The sequence below is a fragment of the Microvirga terrae genome (assembly GCF_013307435.2).
GTDB classification, from domain to species: Bacteria; Pseudomonadota; Alphaproteobacteria; order Rhizobiales; family Beijerinckiaceae; genus Microvirga; species Microvirga terrae.
In genome coordinates this window covers 369,526-390,126 of sequence record NZ_CP102846.1, presented here as the reverse complement: position 1 = coordinate 390,126, position 20,601 = coordinate 369,526, and the positions used below count along the sequence as shown (strand labels likewise).

Annotated in this window: 13 protein-coding genes and 6 pseudogenes; 7 read left to right on the top strand and 12 right to left on the bottom strand. The window is 60.3% G+C overall.

What is annotated here, in order from left to right:
* Positions 1-10 precede the first annotated feature (10 nt).
* The 4 genes and pseudogenes from HPT29_RS26425 to HPT29_RS26410 form a co-directional block, all read right to left on the bottom strand.
* Positions 11-139: pseudogene (locus HPT29_RS26425) on the bottom strand (VOC family protein); the annotation flags it as partial.
* A gap of 143 nt (positions 140-282) precedes the next feature.
* Entirely contained in the window at positions 283-1,980 is a 1,698-nt protein-coding gene (locus tag HPT29_RS26420; RefSeq protein WP_173945135.1) for an amidohydrolase, read from the bottom strand.
* A gap of 37 nt (positions 1,981-2,017) precedes the next feature.
* The gene (locus tag HPT29_RS26415; RefSeq protein WP_173945134.1) at positions 2,018-2,461 is read right to left on the bottom strand and encodes a hypothetical protein; all 444 of its coding nucleotides are present in this window, start codon (positions 2,459-2,461) and stop codon (positions 2,018-2,020) included.
* A 428-nt stretch (positions 2,462-2,889) separates the two neighbouring features.
* Entirely contained in the window at positions 2,890-3,024 is a 135-nt protein-coding gene (locus HPT29_RS26410) for a hypothetical protein (protein WP_259060867.1), read from the bottom strand.
* Positions 3,025-3,216: 192 nt separating this feature from the next.
* Between HPT29_RS26410 and HPT29_RS26405 the strand changes: the two are divergent.
* Positions 3,217-3,536, top strand: a pseudogene (locus tag HPT29_RS26405) (helix-turn-helix domain-containing protein); the annotation flags it as partial.
* A 362-nt stretch (positions 3,537-3,898) separates the two neighbouring features.
* Positions 3,899-5,191 carry a flavin-dependent oxidoreductase gene (locus tag HPT29_RS26400; RefSeq protein ID WP_173945133.1) on the top strand — a complete coding sequence of 431 codons (1,293 nt, stop codon included), beginning with the start codon at positions 3,899-3,901 and terminating at the stop codon, positions 5,189-5,191.
* A gap of 452 nt (positions 5,192-5,643) precedes the next feature.
* On the opposite strand, the gene HPT29_RS26395 is transcribed toward HPT29_RS26400, so the two are convergent.
* Entirely contained in the window at positions 5,644-7,908 is a 2,265-nt protein-coding gene (locus HPT29_RS26395; protein ID WP_173945132.1) for a CDC48 family AAA ATPase, read from the bottom strand.
* Positions 7,909-8,156: 248 nt separating this feature from the next.
* Positions 8,157-8,396, bottom strand: a complete 240-nt coding sequence (locus HPT29_RS26390) for a hypothetical protein (protein ID WP_173945131.1) — start codon at positions 8,394-8,396, stop codon at positions 8,157-8,159.
* A gap of 1,366 nt (positions 8,397-9,762) precedes the next feature.
* Between HPT29_RS26390 and HPT29_RS26385 the strand changes: the two are divergent.
* Positions 9,763-9,918: pseudogene (locus HPT29_RS26385) on the top strand (ATP-binding protein); the annotation flags it as partial.
* 1,014 nt (positions 9,919-10,932) lie between these two features.
* Here HPT29_RS26385 and HPT29_RS26380 read toward each other — a convergent pair.
* The 3 genes from HPT29_RS26380 to HPT29_RS26370 form a co-directional block, all read right to left on the bottom strand.
* The gene (locus HPT29_RS26380; protein WP_173945130.1) at positions 10,933-11,163 is read right to left on the bottom strand and encodes a DUF6894 family protein; all 231 of its coding nucleotides are present in this window, start codon (positions 11,161-11,163) and stop codon (positions 10,933-10,935) included.
* 45 nt (positions 11,164-11,208) lie between these two features.
* Positions 11,209-11,676 carry a response regulator gene (locus tag HPT29_RS26375; protein ID WP_259061073.1) on the bottom strand — a complete coding sequence of 156 codons (468 nt, stop codon included), beginning with the start codon at positions 11,674-11,676 and terminating at the stop codon, positions 11,209-11,211.
* A gap of 148 nt (positions 11,677-11,824) precedes the next feature.
* Positions 11,825-12,307, bottom strand: coding sequence for a cupin domain-containing protein (locus HPT29_RS26370; RefSeq protein WP_173945623.1), 483 nt, complete (start codon positions 12,305-12,307; stop codon positions 11,825-11,827).
* A 1,146-nt stretch (positions 12,308-13,453) separates the two neighbouring features.
* On the opposite strand from HPT29_RS26370, the gene HPT29_RS26365 reads away from it, so the two are divergent.
* Positions 13,454-14,020, top strand: a complete 567-nt coding sequence (locus HPT29_RS26365; RefSeq protein WP_173945622.1) for a FecR domain-containing protein — start codon at positions 13,454-13,456, stop codon at positions 14,018-14,020.
* The gene (locus tag HPT29_RS26360; RefSeq protein WP_259060865.1) at positions 14,017-15,903 is read left to right on the top strand and encodes a CHASE2 domain-containing protein; all 1,887 of its coding nucleotides are present in this window, start codon (positions 14,017-14,019) and stop codon (positions 15,901-15,903) included. The genes HPT29_RS26365 and HPT29_RS26360 overlap by 4 nt, the downstream gene beginning before the upstream one ends.
* Positions 15,904-16,030: 127 nt before the next feature.
* Here HPT29_RS26360 and HPT29_RS26355 read toward each other — a convergent pair.
* A pseudogene (locus HPT29_RS26355) lies at positions 16,031-16,165 on the bottom strand (oxidoreductase); the annotation flags it as partial.
* Between the two features lie 607 nt (positions 16,166-16,772).
* On the opposite strand from HPT29_RS26355, the pseudogene HPT29_RS26350 reads away from it, so the two are divergent.
* Positions 16,773-18,276 (top strand): annotated as a pseudogene (locus tag HPT29_RS26350) (transposase); the annotation flags it as partial.
* Positions 18,277-18,393: 117 nt separating this feature from the next.
* Here HPT29_RS26350 and HPT29_RS26345 read toward each other — a convergent pair.
* Both HPT29_RS26345 and HPT29_RS29060 read right to left on the bottom strand, forming a co-directional pair.
* Positions 18,394-18,867, bottom strand: coding sequence for a YidH family protein (locus HPT29_RS26345; protein ID WP_259060864.1), 474 nt, complete (start codon positions 18,865-18,867; stop codon positions 18,394-18,396).
* Between the two features lie 508 nt (positions 18,868-19,375).
* A complete protein-coding gene (locus HPT29_RS29060) occupies positions 19,376-19,834 on the bottom strand; it encodes a c-type cytochrome (protein ID WP_432807342.1) in 459 nt (152 codons plus the stop codon).
* A gap of 569 nt (positions 19,835-20,403) precedes the next feature.
* Here HPT29_RS29060 and HPT29_RS26340 point away from each other — a divergent pair.
* Positions 20,404-20,574 (top strand): annotated as a pseudogene (locus HPT29_RS26340) (SDR family oxidoreductase); the annotation flags it as partial.
* Positions 20,575-20,601: the final 27 nt, after the last annotated feature.

Sequence of the window (20,601 nt, the reverse complement as noted above, 5' to 3'; positions counted from 1 at the left end):
ACTTAGAAGATCATGTAGCGGTCGACTCGCCCATGGCCTGCGTGGCTGCCTCTACATCCATCCACATCACCTCGAAGATGTGACCGTCGGGATCCTCGTAGCTGCGGCCATACATGAATCCATGATCCTGCTTCGGACCATGATCGATCCGCCCACTGGTGGCGCCTGTCTGCTGCTGGCCCTTTCGATCGTGGCGCGAGTGCTGGGGTATCTCCGCGCTGTCTCGATCAGCGCAGGTGAGGATGAAGAAGAGGCGCTACGGGGGCTAAAACTCGTCCGGTCCTAGATCCCCGACCTATAGACGATGTCTCCACCCACAATGGTCATCAGGGCCTTGGTGTCCCGGATCGCCTGCGGCGGCACGCTGAGGATGTCCTGGGACAGGACAGCGAGATCGGCAAGCTTACCGACTTCGATGGAGCCCCGATCCTTCTCGACACCCATCGTGATAGCGTTGTTGATCGTGTAAAGTTGGAGCGCCTCACGCGGTGTGATCGCCTGCTCTGGGCCAAGTTGGTAGCCGTTGAGTGTGCTACGGGTCGTCATCCACCACATCGACAGGAACGGGTCCACCGGAACAACCGGGCCGTCGGTGCCGCCGCCGACATGCACTCCTGCATCGAGCATGGCCCGGATCGGGATGGCATAGCCTGCTCGCTTGTCCCCCCACCAGCGTCGCTGGTTGTGTCCCAGCAGAACGGCATGATCCTGCGCGGTGGCCATGATGCCGATCTCGCGCATCTTCTTGAGCGCGGCTTCGGACGGAAGGAACAGATGCATGATGGTCCAACGCAGATCCTTGATCGGGGTCTCCGCGTTGACGCGCTCGTAGGATCGCACGATGACGTCGATCGTCTCGTCGCCGACGGCATGGGTCTGAACCTGCACCTTCGCTGCCGCAGCCAGCTTGAGCCCTTCGACATACTCGTCCTCTCCTCCTGGAGGCAGGAGAAGAACGCCGCGGTAGTTCGGATCCGGCTGCTCTCCCGGCACGATCTGGTAGGGTTGATAAAGACGAGCGCCTTCCACACCGCCATCGAGCGGATACTTGATCCCGGCGAACCGGAGCATGTCGTCGGCGCGGAGCGAAGCTTGTGCCAAGCCCTTCTGGACCTGCTCCTTAGTCAGTGCGCGGTAGAGAAGATCGGTGCGGATCGTCATCGCGCCGGTATCGCGTAGCTGGGCGTAGACTTGGATAGTGCGCTCATCGACGCCCGGCTCCACGACGGAAACAAGGCCGTAGCTGTTGAGGTCGCGCATGGCTTCGCTGAGCAGACGGGCATGCTCGGCAGGTGCAGGAGGTGGCGGAAGCACGCGACGGGCGAAGTAGGCTGCTGTCTCAAGCAGGACGCCAGTCGCCTCGCCCGTGGCCGGATCCCGCACGATCACTCCACCTTTGGGATCGGGCGTTTCCTTTTTGATTCCGGCAAGGTCGAGAGCCTTGCTGTTGACGGTGACAACATGTCCCCCGCGTGGGATGAACACCGGGTTGTTGGGCGAGACCTCATCAAGCTCCTGCCGGGTTGGAAGGCGTCCTTCCTTGAGAAGACTCTCATGCCACCCCGATGATGCGATCACCCACTGCCCCGGAGGTGTCTGAGCAACACGCTCAGCGATCAGCTTCTTCACGTCATCGACCGAGCGGGCATCCAACAGCTTCACGGCGGGCGCATTAAGGGCTGCCATCGACATGTGAAGGTGGGTGTCGATGAGGCCGGGGACAACCGCGCGACCGCCCAAGTCGATGATCTGAGTACCTGGTCCGGCCTCCTTAAGAACGGTGGCATTGTCGCCCACAGCGATGAAGCGGTCGCCGCGGATGGCAAGAGCCTCCGTCGTCGCGAAGTTTCGGTCGACCGTCGTGATCTTGCCGTTGTGAAGGATGAGATCGGCCGGTTGGGACCAGGCTGTCGCGGTTGCGAGCGAGCTGGTGAGGAGGACGCAGGCACCCAATAGCTTGCGCGCACGGGTAGTAGTCATCACGGATGTTTCCTGTGTCATGAAAGAGGCGGCAGACTCAAAGGATGCGCGTCGTCGCGTCCAACAAGGCGACCGTAGAGGCTGGGCCGGTCACCGCGAGCTGTCCCTCGACGAGGACAGGTTCAAGGATTGGGGGAGCACTTTCGCTGGCGGCAGAGTTGATTTTGATCGTCGCCCCGGGGTCGTGGATCACGCCGCAGAGCTGGCAGACACCAGGCGACGACTCGGATGGAGCGAATTCGCGCCCGTCGAGGCTCGGCGCGAGATATCCGCGGACCCGAACAGTGCGACCCATCATGGAGCGGGCCAGATCTGAAGCCTGTCCCTCAGGTCCAACAAGATCGGCCAAAGGCACCTCGCCCTGGGCGGACGCGGAGGTGACGGGGATAAGTGCGATCAGGCCGGCAATGCCCGCCAGTACGGCGCGGCGATTGGGTTGAGGCGATACCTCATGGCAGCGGATCTTGGTTGGGAAGGGCATGAAGGATCCTCCAGACTCCATGCTGCCCTCATACCGTCCCAAGGCGCCGGGATCCGGACCCCAGACAGACATGGTTGCATGCACGAATTGCGAACGGCCCCGCCGGATGTCTTATCGTTATTACGATAGTTGAAGCTTATAATAATTGGTTGTCAAGCGGTCTGCTGGGTTTGGCGAAACGTCCTGAGGGTCACTGTAATACCTCCGAGCAACGATGCCGCGAATGCGATCACCGCAACCAAAACATGGGAGGCAGTTCCAACGCCATCGATGAACATGACCATGGTTCAACTATGAACCTCGGGTGGTGATGTCAAACGGCGCAGGTGCGTAGCACATGGGGTATGCACCACTCTCAAAGAGCATGGGCGTAATTTGCTATAGACGCCTTTAACGGATGCTTTTTCGGCCGAAAGCGCGGCTGGCGGTCAGGATCCCGCCCAGTCTGAGCTGAAAGCAAGAATGAAGGCAAGGACCACAAAGGCGAGACCGGCGCCCAGATCGGTGCCGGGGTTCTCGGGTTCGGAGCTATCAATGAAGAAATAGGTGATCGCCCAGGCCAAGAACGTGCTGAGGAGCAGAGATACCCCCATGCCGTGAGCACGGCCATGACCTTCAGGATCATGACGCTGATCTGGTTCAGAGTTCGCCTGTCAGTCCGGGGCTGTTCAGTGTCGGGGGTGCATGCATCCGCCGATAACAGCAGTGAAACCTTGGGTGGGACTAATTGGTTTCATGTGCCCGTGAGCCAATAGTCGCCGATCGCGCGGATCCAGGATTATGTGATGACGCACATGGCAGCCGTCACTCGCTTGCGTCCCTGGCGGCTGTTGTCGGGATGAGCGCCTGCATCCTGGCCCGTCACTATGTGCAGGAAACTGGAGTTACGCCCCACGAATTCGTCGAGCGCGCCCGGATCGATGCCGCCCGGATGCAGCTTGAGGGCAGTGACCGCCCGCTCAAGGCGGTGGCGCATGACTGCAACTTCGGCACTGCCACCCGGATGCGGCTCGGCTTCCAGCAGCGGCTCGGCGTGACGCCGGCCGAGTACCGCTCCAGAGCAACACAACCATGACGACCCGGCGAAGACCTTGACCCGATCCAGCGCACATTCGACCGGATCCGTCGCTCAGCGAAACTGTACACAAGGTTCTCGCCGCAGTATCTCCTTTAAGGTGAAGACGCTCTATGCAGCAAAGACGAAGTGATGTGCTTGAGGTCATCCGTATCCGGGCTGCGGCTGCCGCCGCTTAAGACTACAGGTATAGGTCAGCGCGCAGCGCAGACTCCACTTACGGATAATCTCGTAGCTGATCTCAATGCTTTGCGCCACGAGGATAAACCTGACCTCAAGCAAGGACATGCCTTTGGTATGCGAATATTGGACTCTACCGCGACACGATGGCTTAGCAAACCCTGTAATGAAAGACGATAACGATGGACAAGAACCATAAGTTGTCTTCCACCAGCAGTCCGCATTGCCAGGGCCAAGATGACGCTCTCAGCCGCCGTGTTCTTATTGCGGGAGGAGGAATTGGCGGACTGGTACTGGCATTGTCATTGCATCAGCTGGGCGTTCCTTGCACTGTCTTCGAGGCTGCCACGGAAGTCCGAGAACTCGGCGTCGGCATCAATATTCTCCCGCACAGCGCCCGTACGCTTAAGTCGCTCGGCCTTTTAGGCGAGCTCGACGACGCCGCAATCCGTACGCGCGAACTGCGATATGTGAACCACCTTGGGAAACAGATCTGGAGTGGCCTTCGCGGCCTCTGGGGCGGGTACGACACACCCCAACTCTCAATCCATCGTGGTAGATTCCACGGCATTCTCTGGCGAGCGGCGCAGGCGCGGTTGCCGGCAGGCGGGTTGCGCAACGGTTACCGTCTGCAGGGCTTCGCCCAAGACAGCGAGGGCGTTACAGCGCGCTTCACGCTGGCCGACGGAGCCGAAGCAGAGGAGCGTGGCGATGTACTGGTAGGCGCTGACGGCATCCACTCAGTGGTACGAGCCCTGCTACATCCCAGAGACGGGGGGATTCGCTGGCAAGGCAATCAGCTGTGGCGTGGAGCAGTGGATTGGCCTATTTTCGAGGGTGGCAATGTCATGGTGATTGCTGCTGACTCGATGGCCAAGCTGACTGTCTATCCGATCGCTGAGGGCAGATCCGCTGGAACGCGGCTAACCAATTGGGTGATGAATGGGAAAGTCGCAAGTGCGGCGTCACCGCCGCCCACACGTGAAAGCTGGTCTCGCCTCGGCAACCTTGAGGAGGTGCTCCCGTTCGCAAAGCGTCTTCAGCTACCTTTCCTCGATGTTGAGGCGCTGATCCGGGCCACACCTAAGTTTTTTGAGTACCCGGAGTGCGATCGCGATCCGCTTCCCTGGTGGTCTCAAGGGCGTGTGACACTGCTGGGCGATGCGGCACATCCCATGTATCCCACCGGCTCGAATGGCTCAGCCCAGGCTATTCTCGATGCGAGATGCCTGGCGAGGCTCTTGTCCGAACTAGCACCTGAGGCGGCATTCAACGCCTATGAGGCCGAGAGGCTGCAAAAGACTTCCGAGGTTGTGCTCAACAATCGGAGAGGCGGGCCCGAGCGCGTGCTGAATCTGGTAGCCCAGAGAGCACCGAAAGGTTTCGACCGCCTGGAGGACGTGATCACATCTGAAGAAATCGCTGACATCGTTGGCAGCTACGCACGATTAACAGGGCTCGCTGATCCCCAGTAGAGCTCCCTTTCATCAGCAATTCGAAGGGGAACGAAGCGTGCGTGCCATGGCTATGGTGTTCCGCTTCCATCGTTCCACGCAGGGTTGCCGGAGTTGGATGGCGTCACGGGTCGCCGTCAAATTGTTAAGAGGGGTGTCCGGCGCTGACGAGTGGTGTGGACAGATACCATCAGGATCGTGATGTCCGGACTAAGATCGGGCTGCTTCTCAATCTGCGGGCTATCGCTAGCCTCACCATCTGTCAGGCAAATGCTAAGCAGTTCGCCATGGTCTGGGCAGACGGAAAGAATTGTAGGGGAAGGTATCCTGGACCGGGAGCGGGCGTCGTTATGTTTCAGGCATTGATCCCAAAATCTGGTGACAACGACCAATGTTCAAGAGATAATGCGGCATCCGCTGCATCGCCTTTCGACCCTGTTCCTGAAGCGAAGAGGGCTTCCGGCGCACTTTTGCTAGGATAGGAAGCCGATGGGCTGACGCTGGGGACTTGCCTGCTTGAGGGTCCGCATCATGTCCTCATATTCCCGCTCCATCTCGGGCGTGACGGAGGGGCGGGTTTCGCGCAGAGCCTGCTCGAACTGCGCCATGGTCACGTGCTCGGCCTGAAGCGATTCCCTGAGGGCGAGGAGACCGGCCCGGCGGGTGAGATCCTCGAGATCGGCGCCGGTGAACCGGGCGGTCCGCTCGGCGATGATGTCGAGGTCCACATCGGGGCCGAGGGGCATGTCCTTGGTGTGGATCCCGAGGATGTGCCGGCGGCCCTGAGCGTCGGGAACCGGCACGTAGATCAGCTCGTCGAAGCGTCCCGGCCGGAGCAGGGCAGGGTCGATCAGGTTCGGCCTGTTCGTGGCCGCCATGACGACGACGCCCTGCAGTTCCTCCAGGCCGTCCATCTCGGCCAGGATCGTGTTCACCACCCGCTCCGTGACCGCAGGTTCGCCGAGGCCGCCGCCGCGCACCGGGGCGAGGGAATCGATCTCGTCGATGAAGATCACCGTCGGGGCGACCTGCCGGGCGCGGGCGAACAAGCGGGAGACCTGCTGCTCGGATTCGCCGTACCATTTCGACAGGAGATCGGACGATTTCGTCGCCACGAAATTCGCCTGGGCCTCGCGGGCGACCGCTTTCGCCAGGAGCGTCTTGCCGGTGCCGGGAGGCCCGAACAGCAGGAATCCCTTGGCCGGGCGGATGCCCAGGCGCCGGAAGGATTCCGGGCTCTTGAGCGGCAGTTCCACGCCCTCCCGCAGACGGGTACGGGCCTCCTCGACACCGCCGATGTCGTCCCACGTCACGTTGGGCACCTGGATCATGATCTCGCGCAGGGCGGAGGGCTGGACCCGCTTCATGGCGTTCATGAAATCCTGCCGGGTCACCTGCAGGCTCTCCAGCACATTTGACGGGATGCCGTCCCGGAGATTGATGCCGGGCAGGATGCGTCGCAGGGAATCCATGGCCGCCTCGCGGGAGAGGGCCGCGAGATCGGCGCCGACGAAGCCGTAGGTGGTGCGGGCGACCTCGTCGAGATTGACGTCAGGGGCCAGGGGCATGCCGCGCGTGTGGATCCCGAGGATCTCCCGTCGGCCCGGCTCGTCCGGAACGCCGATGACGATCTCTCGGTCGAAGCGGCCGGGCCGGCGGAGGGCCTCGTCGATGGCTTCGCGCCGATTCGTTGCGCCGATCACCACGATGTTCTGGCGGGGCTCGAGGCCGTCCATCAGGGTGAGCAGCTGGGCCACGATGCGCCGCTCGACCTCACCCGTCACCTCCTCGCGCTTGGGCGCGATACTGTCGATCTCGTCGATGAAGATGATCGCCGGCGCATTCTGCTGCGCCTCCTGGAATACCTGCCGCAGACGCTGTTCGGATTCGCCGTAGTGGCGTCCCATGATCTCGGGCCCTGCGATGTGGAAGAACTGTGCCTCCGTCTCGTTGGCAACCGCTCGGGCCAGCCGGGTCTTGCCGGTGCCGGGAGGGCCGTAGAGCAGGACGCCTTTCGGCGGATCGATCCCGAGCCGCTGGAAGAGTTCGGGATGGCGGAGAGGCAGCTCCACCATCTCACGCACCTGATCGACCGTGCTGCCGAGACCGCCGATATCGTCATAGGTCACGTCGGCCCGGCGGGCCTCGCGCGGCTCCTCGAATTGCGGGCGCAGCTCGATCTCGGTCTCGGCCGTCACATGCACGATACCGCGTGGCTGGGTCGACACCACGACGAGGCGGATCTCCTGCAGGCCGTACGCCGGAATGTTGAGAAGCCCGCGCATCTCCTCGGGCATGCGCGGGTCTGCCGAACGCTGCGAATAGACCGACGTGGAGATCACATCCCCGGCGGTCAGCGGACGCTGGTAGAAAGTGCGCTTCAAGGCATCGCCCGAGCCCTGCAGGCGCAGCCCCTTCTGGGCCGGGGCGAGCACGACGCGCGCTGCAGGACGGACCTCGGCGCGCTTCACTTCCACGTGATCCCCGCTGCCCACACCGGCATTCACCCGCTGCAGACCGTCGAGTCGGACGATGTTGAGGCCCTCGTCCTCCGGATAAGGCGCCACGGCGATGGCCGTCGTATGGCGCTTCCCGACGATCTCAATGGCGTGGCCTTCGGACACCCCGAGTTCACCGAGCGTCTTGCGGCTTAGGCGAGCCATACCTCGACCAGAGTCGTCCGGCCTTGCATTAGCAACCTGCAGGCGCACGACCTGCCCATCATCTGCGGTCGGCATCTTGCTGTCATCCCTGCGCATCTTGGTCACGAAAAAAGTCGAACGTCTCAGACGCATTAACGCGCGACAAATCAAACCATCCTACTGTGGGCCAGATTTGCTGAGAACGGATACATTCAGATGCTAAACTGATGACAAGGTATCGGCCACTATACTCGTGGATAATTCGCCGAACGGGAACTTGTGGGGCGCACTGGCGTCATTTCGCGCCGACGAGATCACCCCGGCTTTGATGATACTCAGGCTCATCATTTACGCTCAGGCTGGCTCTCTTTCGATGGCACGATGGCACCAGCGTTGGGGTGACGCTTCTCCACCTGCTCTCGCTGCTGGACGCCATCACCTTTCATCCGTCCATCGAATAGGAACGCCTGTGTTCCATTCGTGCTCGTAGCAGCCGGAGCCTGCGATTGTCTGGACGAAGCATCTTGAGCAGTGGCGGTGGTTGCGGCCAGTGTCAACGCAAATACGACTACCAGTCTCGACATGATAGGCTTCTCCTCTTCCTGCGCGGGATCAGCGCAACGGCATGTCTCGGCTTCAGTCACTCTTGGGGAGCAACTGGGCACCACGATGATGGCAGCTTAATGGATCCTCACCGATTGTCCTCCTGTATGGATTAGTCTCTAGCAGGGCCAAGCTGTCGAGCGAGCATCTTCTACCAATCCAACAATTGGCTTGTGGGATTGTTGCGGATTGGCATCACACACTCTCGTTTGCGTGCTTGCCGTCAGACCGGGTGCTGACGGCTTTGCCTGCTGAGGACTGTCAGGGACTGCCGGCCGTATCGACTAAGAGACAAGCGACTATCGCTGTGCCGACAATGATGAGGATGAGAATGGCAGCCAGAGTGGGCAAGCCAACTCGGGTTTCCCGAGCCAGACGGTCTGCCAACTGATGCCGCTTATAATCCAACTCCATATCCCTTTCATCGTGTCTGGAAACCATCACTGCCCCGGTCGCGGTGAGGCATGTCTAGCATGGTCCAACAAATACTCTCTGATCCTATTTTTAAGTTGAACCTGGGAACAGAGGGCAGCCCTCAAAGGGTGGATTAAGGTTCGGCAGCCTATCATGCGGCTGGTCGCATGACTGAACGATGATACCAGCAGATCTGACGGTTGAGAGTGGCGATTGCGGTACGAGCAAGGCCTCTGAAATGATCTTGGATTGCTTCTCCGGCGTCATCCCAGGAGGCAGAAAACTCGACCTCGTAGAACGCTCGCGCTACGCGCTCGACTTGCTCTTGTGTCATGCAAGTCTCCCTATGTTTAAGAGGCAGGTTATCCTATTTAGGAATTCACTGCCTTAGCTCCAACGAGGTACTCCTTTCGGAACCCTATGATGGGTCATTACTAAGCTTTCAGTCGAGGTAGACGCGGGACATTCAGCAGCGCTGGGCTCTCAAAGATCTAGATGATATACCCAAGCCCATATAGCAACAGCGTGGCAGATGATGAACCGTTCAGGGCAAGTGATCGACACGGTAAGCGCCCGCCGAAGTCATCCTCGCAAACTCCTTCACGGAGCCGCCTCAAGTTTACGGCACTGATAATCCAAGTTGGATCGTCACCTGACATGATCGACCATAGAACTGGGTAGAGCGGACGTGTGACACAGCCCTGTGTTCTTCTGGGCTGACCTTAATTGTATCAAAGCGCACCCGGATCCAGTCACGACAAAATACTTGTTCATTTTTCGTCGGACTCTGACGAGCCTCCGGTCTCCGGGAACTTGCGAGACACAAAGTTAATTCAGCGAACGGCCAGCTAGCGTTTTGCACAACCAAGATCCAGGCCGGAGCTGTGACAGCCAAAGACAGAGCGTCTAGCCGTGCCCGATCCTTACGGCGGGACATGCATGGGCATGGGGCTGTCGATCTGCCGCTCGATCATCGAGGCGCATGGCGGGCGCCTGTGGGCGAGCCCAAACGAGCCTCAGGGCGCCAGGCTCCAGTTCACCCTGCCGCCATGGGATTGGATTGGTGCGGATACGCCTCAAGTACCATGATCTAGGCCTGGCAGTAACGATCGCCTCCGACGACCCACCTATGCGGAACGTTTGGACGTGCCTGAAGCGCCCAGTCCTCCTTGCTTGAGGCCATCGTAAACAACGACCTTGCCGATAACTTCTGGGACCTGTGGCCAATCGGACGCCCACCTGCGTCGCCAGACGGTTCCAGGGAGCCATTCCAGAGAGAAGAGGCGAGGCCGAGGCGGAGAGACAGCTGGAGCGGGAATTGGAGCAGCATCTCAATGCTCTCGGGCGCCACCACGCAAGCTCCTCCTTGCGAAAGGACGCGGAACCCTGGTGCAGTTCAGGTGAAGTGAGGGTTGAGGTCTGTGGGCAGGGAGGCAGGATTTGGACGCTGCATCTCTGGGAACGGCCTCCCGGCGCTCTGGCGTTGAGCTACCCCCTGTATGCCCAGATATTCCTTCATGGCGCTGCGAAGGCAATTCTACTGAGGGGTAAACGGACACTATCGCTTTAGAAATCTGGTGCTGTGCCGCAGACCAGGTGCTGACGGGCTTGGTCGGCAAGTTCGGGACCGTGACACTCAGGACAGGTAGAACAACAGCCTTGAGCAAGCCACTGGAGTTATTTCCTATACTCCGGCGAGCATCCTTTTGGCTGATGCCAAGATCCTGGAGCGGTGAATGTCGAACCTGGTACAATTGTCAGCGCATCGCGTATTGCGGGTCACGCACGATGACACCTATGTGCTTGCAGCGACCCAACGGCTCAATGACCTCGTTTGCGAGCTCACTGATATTGCACATTGTGTCATTGCTTCAGAGACCGCAGAACCTCTGAAGCAGAAGATTGTCCAGGGTCTTGTTGGAATGCAAAAGCACGCTCATTGCATTTCTCAGGATATCATCAGGCACTACAGCCCGAACGCACAATGTCCCTGAGACAGGCGACCATACATACCCTGACAAGCCCTGAGATGGCGGTGGTTTCGCGGGAGTAGGTCATATCTCCGTCTGTGCGGGGACTGTAATTTTTCCGTTTACCCAAAGTTCATTGGCCGGCTGTGATGAATCTCACAGTCGACAGGAGAATATGACCGGAGGCATCCACGATATCGAGCCGCCACCCGCGCCACGATCCGCCGAGTTCAAGCCCCTCGTTCCGGATATCCTCGATAGCCTGCAGGGCCATTTCCTCGGACGTGACTACGTCCGACGCTTCGAGCCCCGGGTCATTGGGGATAATCTCGGCGCCATTCACAAGATGGACGAAACAGCGCATCGGCAGTCTCTCGCCTCCGGGCAGCGACTGTCACGCTCCCGCAGGCTAATCCGCGCCTCTCGGTGATCCCGCACTTATCTTGGGATGTTCATGCAGAGCGTGGATAGCCTCTACAATTCGCTCCATCCGATAGGGCTTGTTGAAGAACAAACTCCCACTCACCGGCGAGGCCGGAAGATCCGAGTAGCCGGTCACGTAGATCACGGCCACATCTGGATCTTGGTCCCGAATGCGCCTCGCCAATTCCCATCCATCGACTCTTCCAGGCATCCTGATGTCTGTGAGGAGCACATGAATGGGAAGGTTGCGGGGGAACAATGCCAGTGCCTGCTCACCAGTGGGCGCTTCTATGACCTCAAAGCCTTCGTCGCGCAGATGCTCTGCGGCACTCAGGAGAACAAGCGGGTCATCTTCAGCCACTAGAATGCGCATTGCTTTGCCCTCGCCAGAGAGGATCCGTTGCTGTTCCCAAAATGCGCCGGGATACTGATCCCGCTCACGACCACCCAGCACCAATGGGGCATCCGGTGTGGCTTCTGGCCATGGATAGGCAGGGATCCTTCAGGCAGATGGTGCATTGCATCTGTCATTGCGGTCTCGGTTGCTCGGCCAGGAGCCGTTCTGGTCAGTGCAGGTTCTGTTGCCGATGGCGTGCTGCGCCTCAGCCCGTCGGGGTTTCGGTGCGGCTCACCGGCGGTCCGAGGAACTCCACCTGCCACCGGGCGCCGAAGGCGTTGAGGACCAAGCGGTCCGGCACACCCTCCTTCATGACGCCGGCAAGCTCGGTGAAGAAGGCAGCAGCATCCAGGGCCGGCGTGATCAGGATGTATTGGCGGGCGGGCTTATCGGTCACGTTGACAAAGCCATGCTCGGCGCCGCCCGGGATGCTCACCACATCGCCTTCCTCGGCATAGAAGCGGCGGCCCTCGACCTCGTAGAGGTAGCGCCCTTCGAGGACGCGGAAGATCTCCGCTTCGCGATGCCGATGCCGCGGCGGGCCAGCTCCGGGCGCATTGGTCGTCTCGATGATGGTGAAGGCGTCACCGCTCGCCGAGCCGGGCATGCGGACGTAGAGATCGAGCCCGATTGCCGGGATCCTGATCGGCGGCTCCGCCCCCCTGGAATGGATGAATGCGATGCTCATGGACCTCTTGTCGTTTGCTCCTCGGCCACCGGGTACGATCATGCCGCGGCTGGCTCGATTTGAAACCTCATTCGCGGCGATGCGATGCTCGGACGTACGCGAGCGCATCTCACGGCCGGCACTCAGTGGCGCCGAGTCCCGCCACACAAACGCGCAACGGAGATGCCGAGCTAACGTGCGGGTCCCGAGCCGGTTCTGGTAACAAGGGCTTTCCCTTCCGCAATGGCGGTGGCAGTCATCGCCTCTCGCGGCATCTTGGTGAACTTGGTGAAGCTGATCCTGCTGTCACGAAACCCGAGCGTTGATGCCTCCATGTTAGCGCTTTGGGAGCGGTGCATCTTTCATGGGCGTCGCGGTCTGAGGAACTTTCGATATTCTGGTGATCTGCAGTCGTGGAGGAAACAGCCGACCCTGACGCCGAATTCGAGATGAGGCGAGGAGAGGTATTGATTGCAGCGGGCCAGGAGACGGCGTGTCAGACACTTCCACAGCAGTGGGTTGGACAGACCGGGCACCACAGGATTGCGGAGGTCAGGCATCCGTGACGTGTGGACAGGTTGTCCAGCACCAGTCACCTGAGTGAGCTTATCTGGTACGGCCATCCTGAGGCCCATCAGCAGGCACACTCCGACCGAGGAGCGGAACGCGGTCGCGTCCTTGGTGCTCTTTATGGTCATTGCGGCTTGCACTAGCAATGTTTACGGACCGCCGGATCAGGACAACAACACGCCAATGTGTGACAAATCCTGCCAGGCGCCACAACGCGGCCTGCCTGCTTGGTAACGCCCGGCTGGCAGGTCAAATAGTTGGGAATCCGCGCCATTCTAAGCGCGGATTCTGGTCGCACGTCCCTCGCGAAGCCCTACTCTCCTCCTCGGATTTTCTCGTGTGCTCGCACGCACATCACTCCTCCTGAGCAGGCGGATAGTCTTTGCCTCTTTTTCAGGGACAGACGATGGAAATCGGTTTCGGTCAAACTGCTCGGCATGAGTGCTCTCGATGGGCTTGCTTCCGACGGTCGCCACAAACATGTCTCGGATCAATCCGCGCTGGCGACGGCTATACGTCCTTTCCCACAGACCCATATAGCTTGTCATCGTGGACCGCTATGATGCAATTGCCTGCAAAGGGTAGGGAGCACTGGTCATGATTTGCCGATGGTCTGATTGGCAGGATTGCCGCCATGTCAGGTTAGTTGTTCCGATCCTCGTGGCGGCGCTCGCCGGACTTTTCACGGCAGACGCAGCTTTGGCCCAGGGAGCAGGATGTATCTTACATCCTGCCAGCGCCCCATCCAGGCAGGTGCTTCTCTGTCGGAACGGCCTTAGCCTTGAGGCTGAGAATGGTGCCGATTACACGCTTGAGGACAGCGACCGAGATGGGGAGCCGGATGTAGTGAATCTTCAGACCCGTGCGGTCCTGGTTAACGTAGAGCCCCGCTCCAGCGCACGCCACTTCCAGGTCCGGACTCCGCAAGCGATCGCTGCCGTGCGCGGTACCCAGTGGGCTGTCGAGGTTGTAGGGAGTAAGACATCGGTCTTCGTGCTGCGCGGTCGTGTTGGTGTCCACAGATCGAACACCCAAAGGGGTGTGACCCTGATGCCGGGGGAAGGCGTCGATGTCGAACCTGGAACGGCGCCGCTGACGGTTCGGCGGTGGCCTACTGCGCGGGCGAACGCTCTGCTCGCCCGCTTCGGGCGGCAACTGCAGTGAAGCGTCGCAGTCGGCCTCGTATAACTGTGATTGCCGTCCTGCTTGCAGGTCTCTGGGGTGCTAGCCTCGCCTGGTCTCATTGGCGCGGCGGCATCGGCCTTCTTGATCGTATTGAAGCACCACTCACGGACCTACGCTTTCTACTGCAAGGCCCACGGCCGGCTCCGGACTCGATTGCGATCATCGCCATTGATGATGAGACGGTGCAGACAGCCGGCTCCTACCCGCTCTCACGCATTAAGGTTGCTCGGCTGATTGACGCCGTAGGCAGGATGGGGGCGAAGATGGTCGCGCTCGATCTTCTCTTCCTCGACCCTGGACAAGCGAAGGCGGATCAAGCCTTGGCAACAGCGGTCAGCAAAATACCAAGCGTCCTTGCCGCGGCAGCCACTTTCGATGGCTCGGCTCAAACCTTACTTGGAAGCTCCGGCAGTGAACTTGATAGGGTACCATCCGCGCGCAGTATATTGCTACCTATCAAATCTCTCAGAGAGGCTGCGGCTATAGGTGCTGTCAACCTCTCCACGGATCCATCGGGCGTCCCACGTCACGTTCCTCTCTTGATTCGGTCCGGTGACCGGCTTGTTCCATCATTCCCTCTCCGGGCAGCTGCTATTGTGGCACGCCACGATCCTATCATCGGCCGGAGCCAAATTGATGTCGGTCCTCAGACCATCAGTGCCGATCTGGGGTACTCGCTACCTCTTCGCTTCTATGGGCCGCGGGGCTCTATCCGCACATTTAGTGCGAGTGAGATTATCAAGGGGAGACTTAACGCAACTGCCATTCGCAACAAGGTGGTCGTCATCGGCGCGACGGTCACTGGAGGCGGAGACTTTTTCCCAACACCATTCGATTCCGTGCTGCCCGGAGTCGAAGTCATGGCAACCGCGATCGCACATTTGATTGAAGGAGACGAACTGATCCGCGATTGGCGCGTGCGGCTCGTCGATGGTGGTGTGGCAGTTGCTTTGCCTGTGCTTCTGGTGCTTCTCTTGTCATGGCATCGCAGCATCTGGGGCTTTGTCGCCATCACAGGTGCCGCCCTGCTTTGGGTCGGACTGACGGCAGTGACCTTTGCATACGGTATCTGGCTCAGTGCAGCGCTGCCACTGGCCGCCGCCACACCACCAGTAATCCTGTTCGGTGGAACGCGGCTCTGGCTCGATCGCAAGCGGGCGGAGGAGCTTGCCGAGGAGAGCAGCACGTTACGAAACTTTCAGTCCCCAAGTCTGGTTGAGAAACTGAGGCGTGATCCGACTTTTCTTGCCCAGCCCGTTCGACAAGGGGCTGCCCTGATCTTCATTGACTTATCAGGCTTTACAGGATTAAGCGAAATAATCGGTCCAGATCAGACGCGGGAGATCATCAGAGGCTTTCACACGCTTGTTGGTGATGAGGCTGCTCAACGTCACGGGGTAGTCGGTAACTTCATGGGCGACGGCGCAATGGTCATCTTCGGGATTCCGGAACCAAGCTCCGACGATGCCTGTCATGCGATAGTGACTTGCGTCGGCCTCAGCTCGCGTACACAGACTTGGCTCAGCTCATTGCCGGCACCTATTCGATCGCGCCTCGGCTTCAAGATTGGAGCTCATTACGGCACGATCATTGCGTCTCGCTTGGGAACTGATCATCATCAACACATTACAGCGATAGGTGACACGGTCAATGTGGCGAGCCGCCTGATGGAAGTCGCAGCTACCCATCGTGCAGAGGTTGCTTTGAGCGAGGATCTTCTCCGTGCGGCCAGAGCAGGTTGCTCAGCCCTCGAGTCCGGCCTGTTGAGCGGCAAATTTGAGGCATCGATTCGCGGCCGTTCTGGCACGATTGCAGTCCGACTTTGGCGAAGCCGGACAGGGGATCAGGCGAACACCACCTGACCGTCGCTGCGCCGAGAAATGCCGTGCTGGATCATAGGTCCAAAAAGCGCGGCCCTATACTGTGGCTAAGCGTCGGCCGCGAACGCTCCGGCCGGGAGGCGAAATTAGTGAAGCGAGCGGTCGCTTACACCTGTGGGGCATTTCGTTCTTCAGTGTCGCGCATCGAAGCGTACACTGTGTGGCCTGAACATGCGAGTGCTTCTGCAGTCAGCCGGTCGAAGTCACTCGACACACCGGTGACGAGAATGACCTTCTTGGTCATAATGACATCTCCTTGCCGGAAAAGATCTAAAGCTACGTCGGTTCTGACTGAATCGTAGTCGATCCGGCGTGGCGGCTTCGTGATTCACTTGTCTCTCTCCTCTTTGAAGGCGATGAGCAATGACCAAGTCCTGATCACTGGACCTGCGCCGCCGGGTGGCGCGCTTTGTCAGGGCCGGGCATTCCTGTCATTGGGCAGCCTGGCATTTGAGGTGTCCGTCGCCTTCGTGGTTCGGCTCATGGCGACGTACCGGGCCACCGGCAGCCTGGCGCCCAAGCCGGAGGGCGGCTGGCGCTCCTCCAAGCTCGACCCGCATCGCGAGTTCCTGCTCCAGCGTGTGGCTGACAAGGGCGACATCACCATGCCCAACTGGCGGCAGAACTGCTGGCCTTGGGCACCAAGGTCACGCCCGCTTCGATCTCCTAGTGGTTCATCCGCCAGGGCTACAGCTTCAAAAAGACTAGGACGGCAAACCTGACTGTCTGGTAGAGTTTGGTGGGGGTCTTCTGTACCTGACGGGAGGTGCGGGATGACCAGACTCTCAGGGCGCCAGCCGCCGGAGCGCAAGCGGGTGCTGCGGCCTGCCTGTCGGCTCTGCCCAGCCCCAATGCGCATCCGTTACGAGAACCACCGCACCCTTGTGACGCTGACCGGCTCGATCCGACTGCGTCTCAAGATCCGCTGGTGCGAGATCATTGGCTGCCCCCGCTTCCACAAGCCGTACCGGCGCGAGGCCCAGGGTGCGCTGGCCTTGCCCCAGCACGAGTTCGGCCTGGACATCATCGCCCTCGTCGGGGCCTTGCGCCACCGCGAGCATCGCAGCGTGCCCGAGATCCATGCGGGGCTCACCGCCCGCGGCGTCGCCATTGCCGAGCGCAGCGTCACCAACCTGCTCGACCGCTATGATGAGCTGCTCGCCACCCGGCTGATGGAGCGGCGCCCCTTGCAGAGGCTCCTGGCCCAGCAGGGGCGGGTCATTCTGGCCCTGGACGGCGTGCAGCCGGATGTCGGCCATGAGGTGCTGTGGGTGATCCGCGAGTGTCTGTCCGGCATCATCGTGCTGGCCCGCAGCCTGCTCTCCGGCCGGGCCCAGGATCTGGCGGGGCTGCTGCGCGAGGCCGTGGACGCGGTGGGCGTGCCGGCCGTGGGCGTGATCAGCGACGGTCAGACCTCCCTTCGCCAGGCGGTCGCCCAGGTACTGCCGGGCGTGCCGCATCAGCTGTGTCAGTTCCACTTCCTGCGCGAGGCGGCGCATCCGATCTTTGAGGCCGACCGGCATTCCAAGAAGGAGCTCAAGAAGCAGGTGCGCGGCATCCGCGGGATCGAACGGGCCGTGGAGGAGCGGGATGATCCCGAAGCCGCCATCGTGCAAGGCTGTTGCGCGGCCGTGCGCAGCGCGATCACCGATAACGGGCGGGCGCCGCTCGCCGCCTCGGGTCTCAAACTGAAGCAACGGCTCGAGACGGTGGCCGGCAGCCTGGATCGGGTGCCGCAAAAGGGGGCTCGCACCGGCGCTCACGCGGCTGCACCAGATGATCGTTAGCGCGCTGGAGCGCACCGCCTCGCTATGGCCAGATGTGGAATACGCCTACCGGTTCGTGCACGCCGTGGCGCATTGGCTTGGCAACCCGCACGAGGAGAGCGCCGCGATGGTGCGGCGGCGGGTGAATGGGGTGGTGGGTGCGATGCAGCGGCATCGGGCCAAGGCCGGGACGCTGGCCGGGGCCTTCGATCATTTCCAGAAGGTGACGCGCAGCTATCGGCCTGGCTTGTTCCACACTTATGGATGCCGGACCTGCCGCGCACCAACAACGGTCTCGAACAGCTGTTCGGCTCCCAGCGCCATCACGAGCGGCGTGCGACAGGCCGCAAGGCCGCGGTGCCCGGTGCGGTTCTGCGCGGTTCGGTCCGGCTGCTCGCTGCCACCGCGACTCGCGTGCAGGCTCCCACAGCGCGAGATCTGGGCGCCGCGAACCGGGAGCACTGGACGAGCTTGCGTCAGCGTTTGGAGAAGCGCCATCGCGCGAGCTCTGCGCACCCGCTCTCGGCACGATCCCGCCACCTACTTGGCGGCTCTCGAACAGCAGGCCGGCCAGCTAGCTTTGCCGTCCTGGAAAAAACCGGTGCAGGCCAGCGAACAAGGACGCCCCGAGGTAAGCCAAGCCCGGGAGCACTGGCGCACCAAGCGCCAGCCGCGCATGCGCCAGGAGCCGCACCGGCTCGTCCTTTCAACTGAACGGCCCAACCTGAAACACCATGCTCACGATCGCCACCACGCCGATGGCGAGAAGGACCAAAGCTGTGAGCAGCGTGAGCGAGACTGGAAACAGGCTCTCGCCATGTACGAGGCCAGTGTTCTTCATAGCTTGGCGCTCGTGGCGCAAACCCATCATGAACTGGATGTGATAGAGGATGCCCAGGATGATCATCGCGATGCCGAGCAGCACTAGGGCGATGCCGAAGTTGCCGGAGGCGGCATGAGTAGTTGTTCCCGATTCCCGCAGCTTCCCGAAGACTTGGTAGAACGTGAAGCCGAAGCTAATCAGCGACAGTGAGGTACGGATTACCGACATCAAGGTACGGTCGGCACTGATGCGTGTGCGCTGGAACGACATCCCCGTGCGGCGTGACGACAGCTCTACTGGAGTTTGACTGGAGTTGGACTGCGCAATAACCGTGCGCTTTCCATTATCGAGTGACATGACACATCACCTCGACTATTGCAGGTCGGGACGACGAAGCGGCGAGCAATCTGGCTGATCGATCCTCCACACGACAAGTCTTGCAAAAGAGAAGCGCAGATGGGTCGGCTTGCTGGTCTTCAGGCCCCAATGATAATGTCCCGCAATACTCGACGGCTTCTTGAACAAGGCCAGACGGCGAATCTGCAAGGGTTAGATCAAGCGTCTCCGGCCATATGCTCACCGTTGCTTTCCGGAAGCAACCCAGATCGCAGCTATTATCCAGGACACAATCTATCGCCTGAAGTGACAGGTGCCTTGCATTCCATGGAATCCAAACGACCTCGGAAATTGTGTATTTCGATCTGGTGCACACCGGCGCGACGAACTTTTGGCTGTCGATGTACTGTCTCGAGAGTTCTGAGGTTACTGTCGTCATGTTGCCACTCCTACGCGGTCGACAACTCCTCAATGGTCCCCACCATTCAACGTTTGCACTGTGAGGGCTGGCTTTGTCCAGACGACGCCTTCAAGGCCCTCGTCGTCCCTCACAATTCACAAACTTGGCCGATTGAGTGGACGGAGGTTGAAAGACGCCGGAACCACTCGGTCCAACCCTGGGCGACGGGGGTGCCACGGATAGGCATCGGGTGCCTGTGAGGTTCTGGTATTCGTCGGCTGTGATCCCCCGTGCCTTGCGAAGGAAAGCTGCAATTTCCCAAATCTGAGTATCAGACTGAGTCTTACCGAATGCAGGCATCCCGGTCATCTTTACCCCGTTCTTGACGATCCAGAACACACCTGCAGGGTCGTTGCGGCGCCGTGCCGCGAGGATATCGGGCGGCGCTGGGTTCATGCCGGACGCTATCGCCGTGATCTGTTGTCCGGGCGCGCCATGGCAGATCACACAGTTCTCGCTATAGAAGCGAGCTCCTGACTGAATGGCCTCGGCGGTCTCAAGGTTTGGCGGGACCTGCACTCCGCTCATACGGCGGGTTACTGAGCTTGAAAACGTCTGATGGAGCGCCCATGCTACTATGCGATTGTCAGGGCTGATTGCTGCAACGTCGTACAGACCTGAGTAAATGAAAGCTATAGCTACGAGCACAGTCACGACAGTACAACTCAGCACGGCGACCACAATCTTCATAGACGCTCCCTTTAGTCTCAGCAACGAGCTTCATCTGGATGAGCACCCCTCGCCACTATCCGCCGCGGGATAGATCTAGAGAATACGGCGATATTCTTGCCTCCAAGAACATTTACCCGCCCCTCCGATGCTAGTCTGCACATCAGGTAAGAAACGGGCTGTGCCACGGTGCTTCATCTGGTGCTATCACCCAAAAGGCTGGACAATGGCAGCAATCCAAACGTCGATGCCAGTACTGAACAGGTTCGCCCTTTCGCCCAGCGGCCCGACGCCACTCCTATGGGTTTACGGTAAGACTTTCCTCTTGGGATAGCAGCCTGTGACAACTGACAGTATGTCTGAACTAGCAAGTGCAGTCATAGACTTCATGGGCTTTCGCCAAGTCAGCGACTAATGATCTTCACGCAAGGCAGGAACTCCCACCGTCCGGCATCAAGGTCCAGACGATCAACCCCGGCACATACTACGCGTGCTACAATGAGACCCTGGTGGACAATCCCTTCCGCTGGCTCGATGCCAGCCGGCACTTCACCAAGCGGGCGGACCCACGCAAGGGGATCAACGACTTCTTTGCCACCTGCACCACCAAGGCCGGGGGTAGGAGC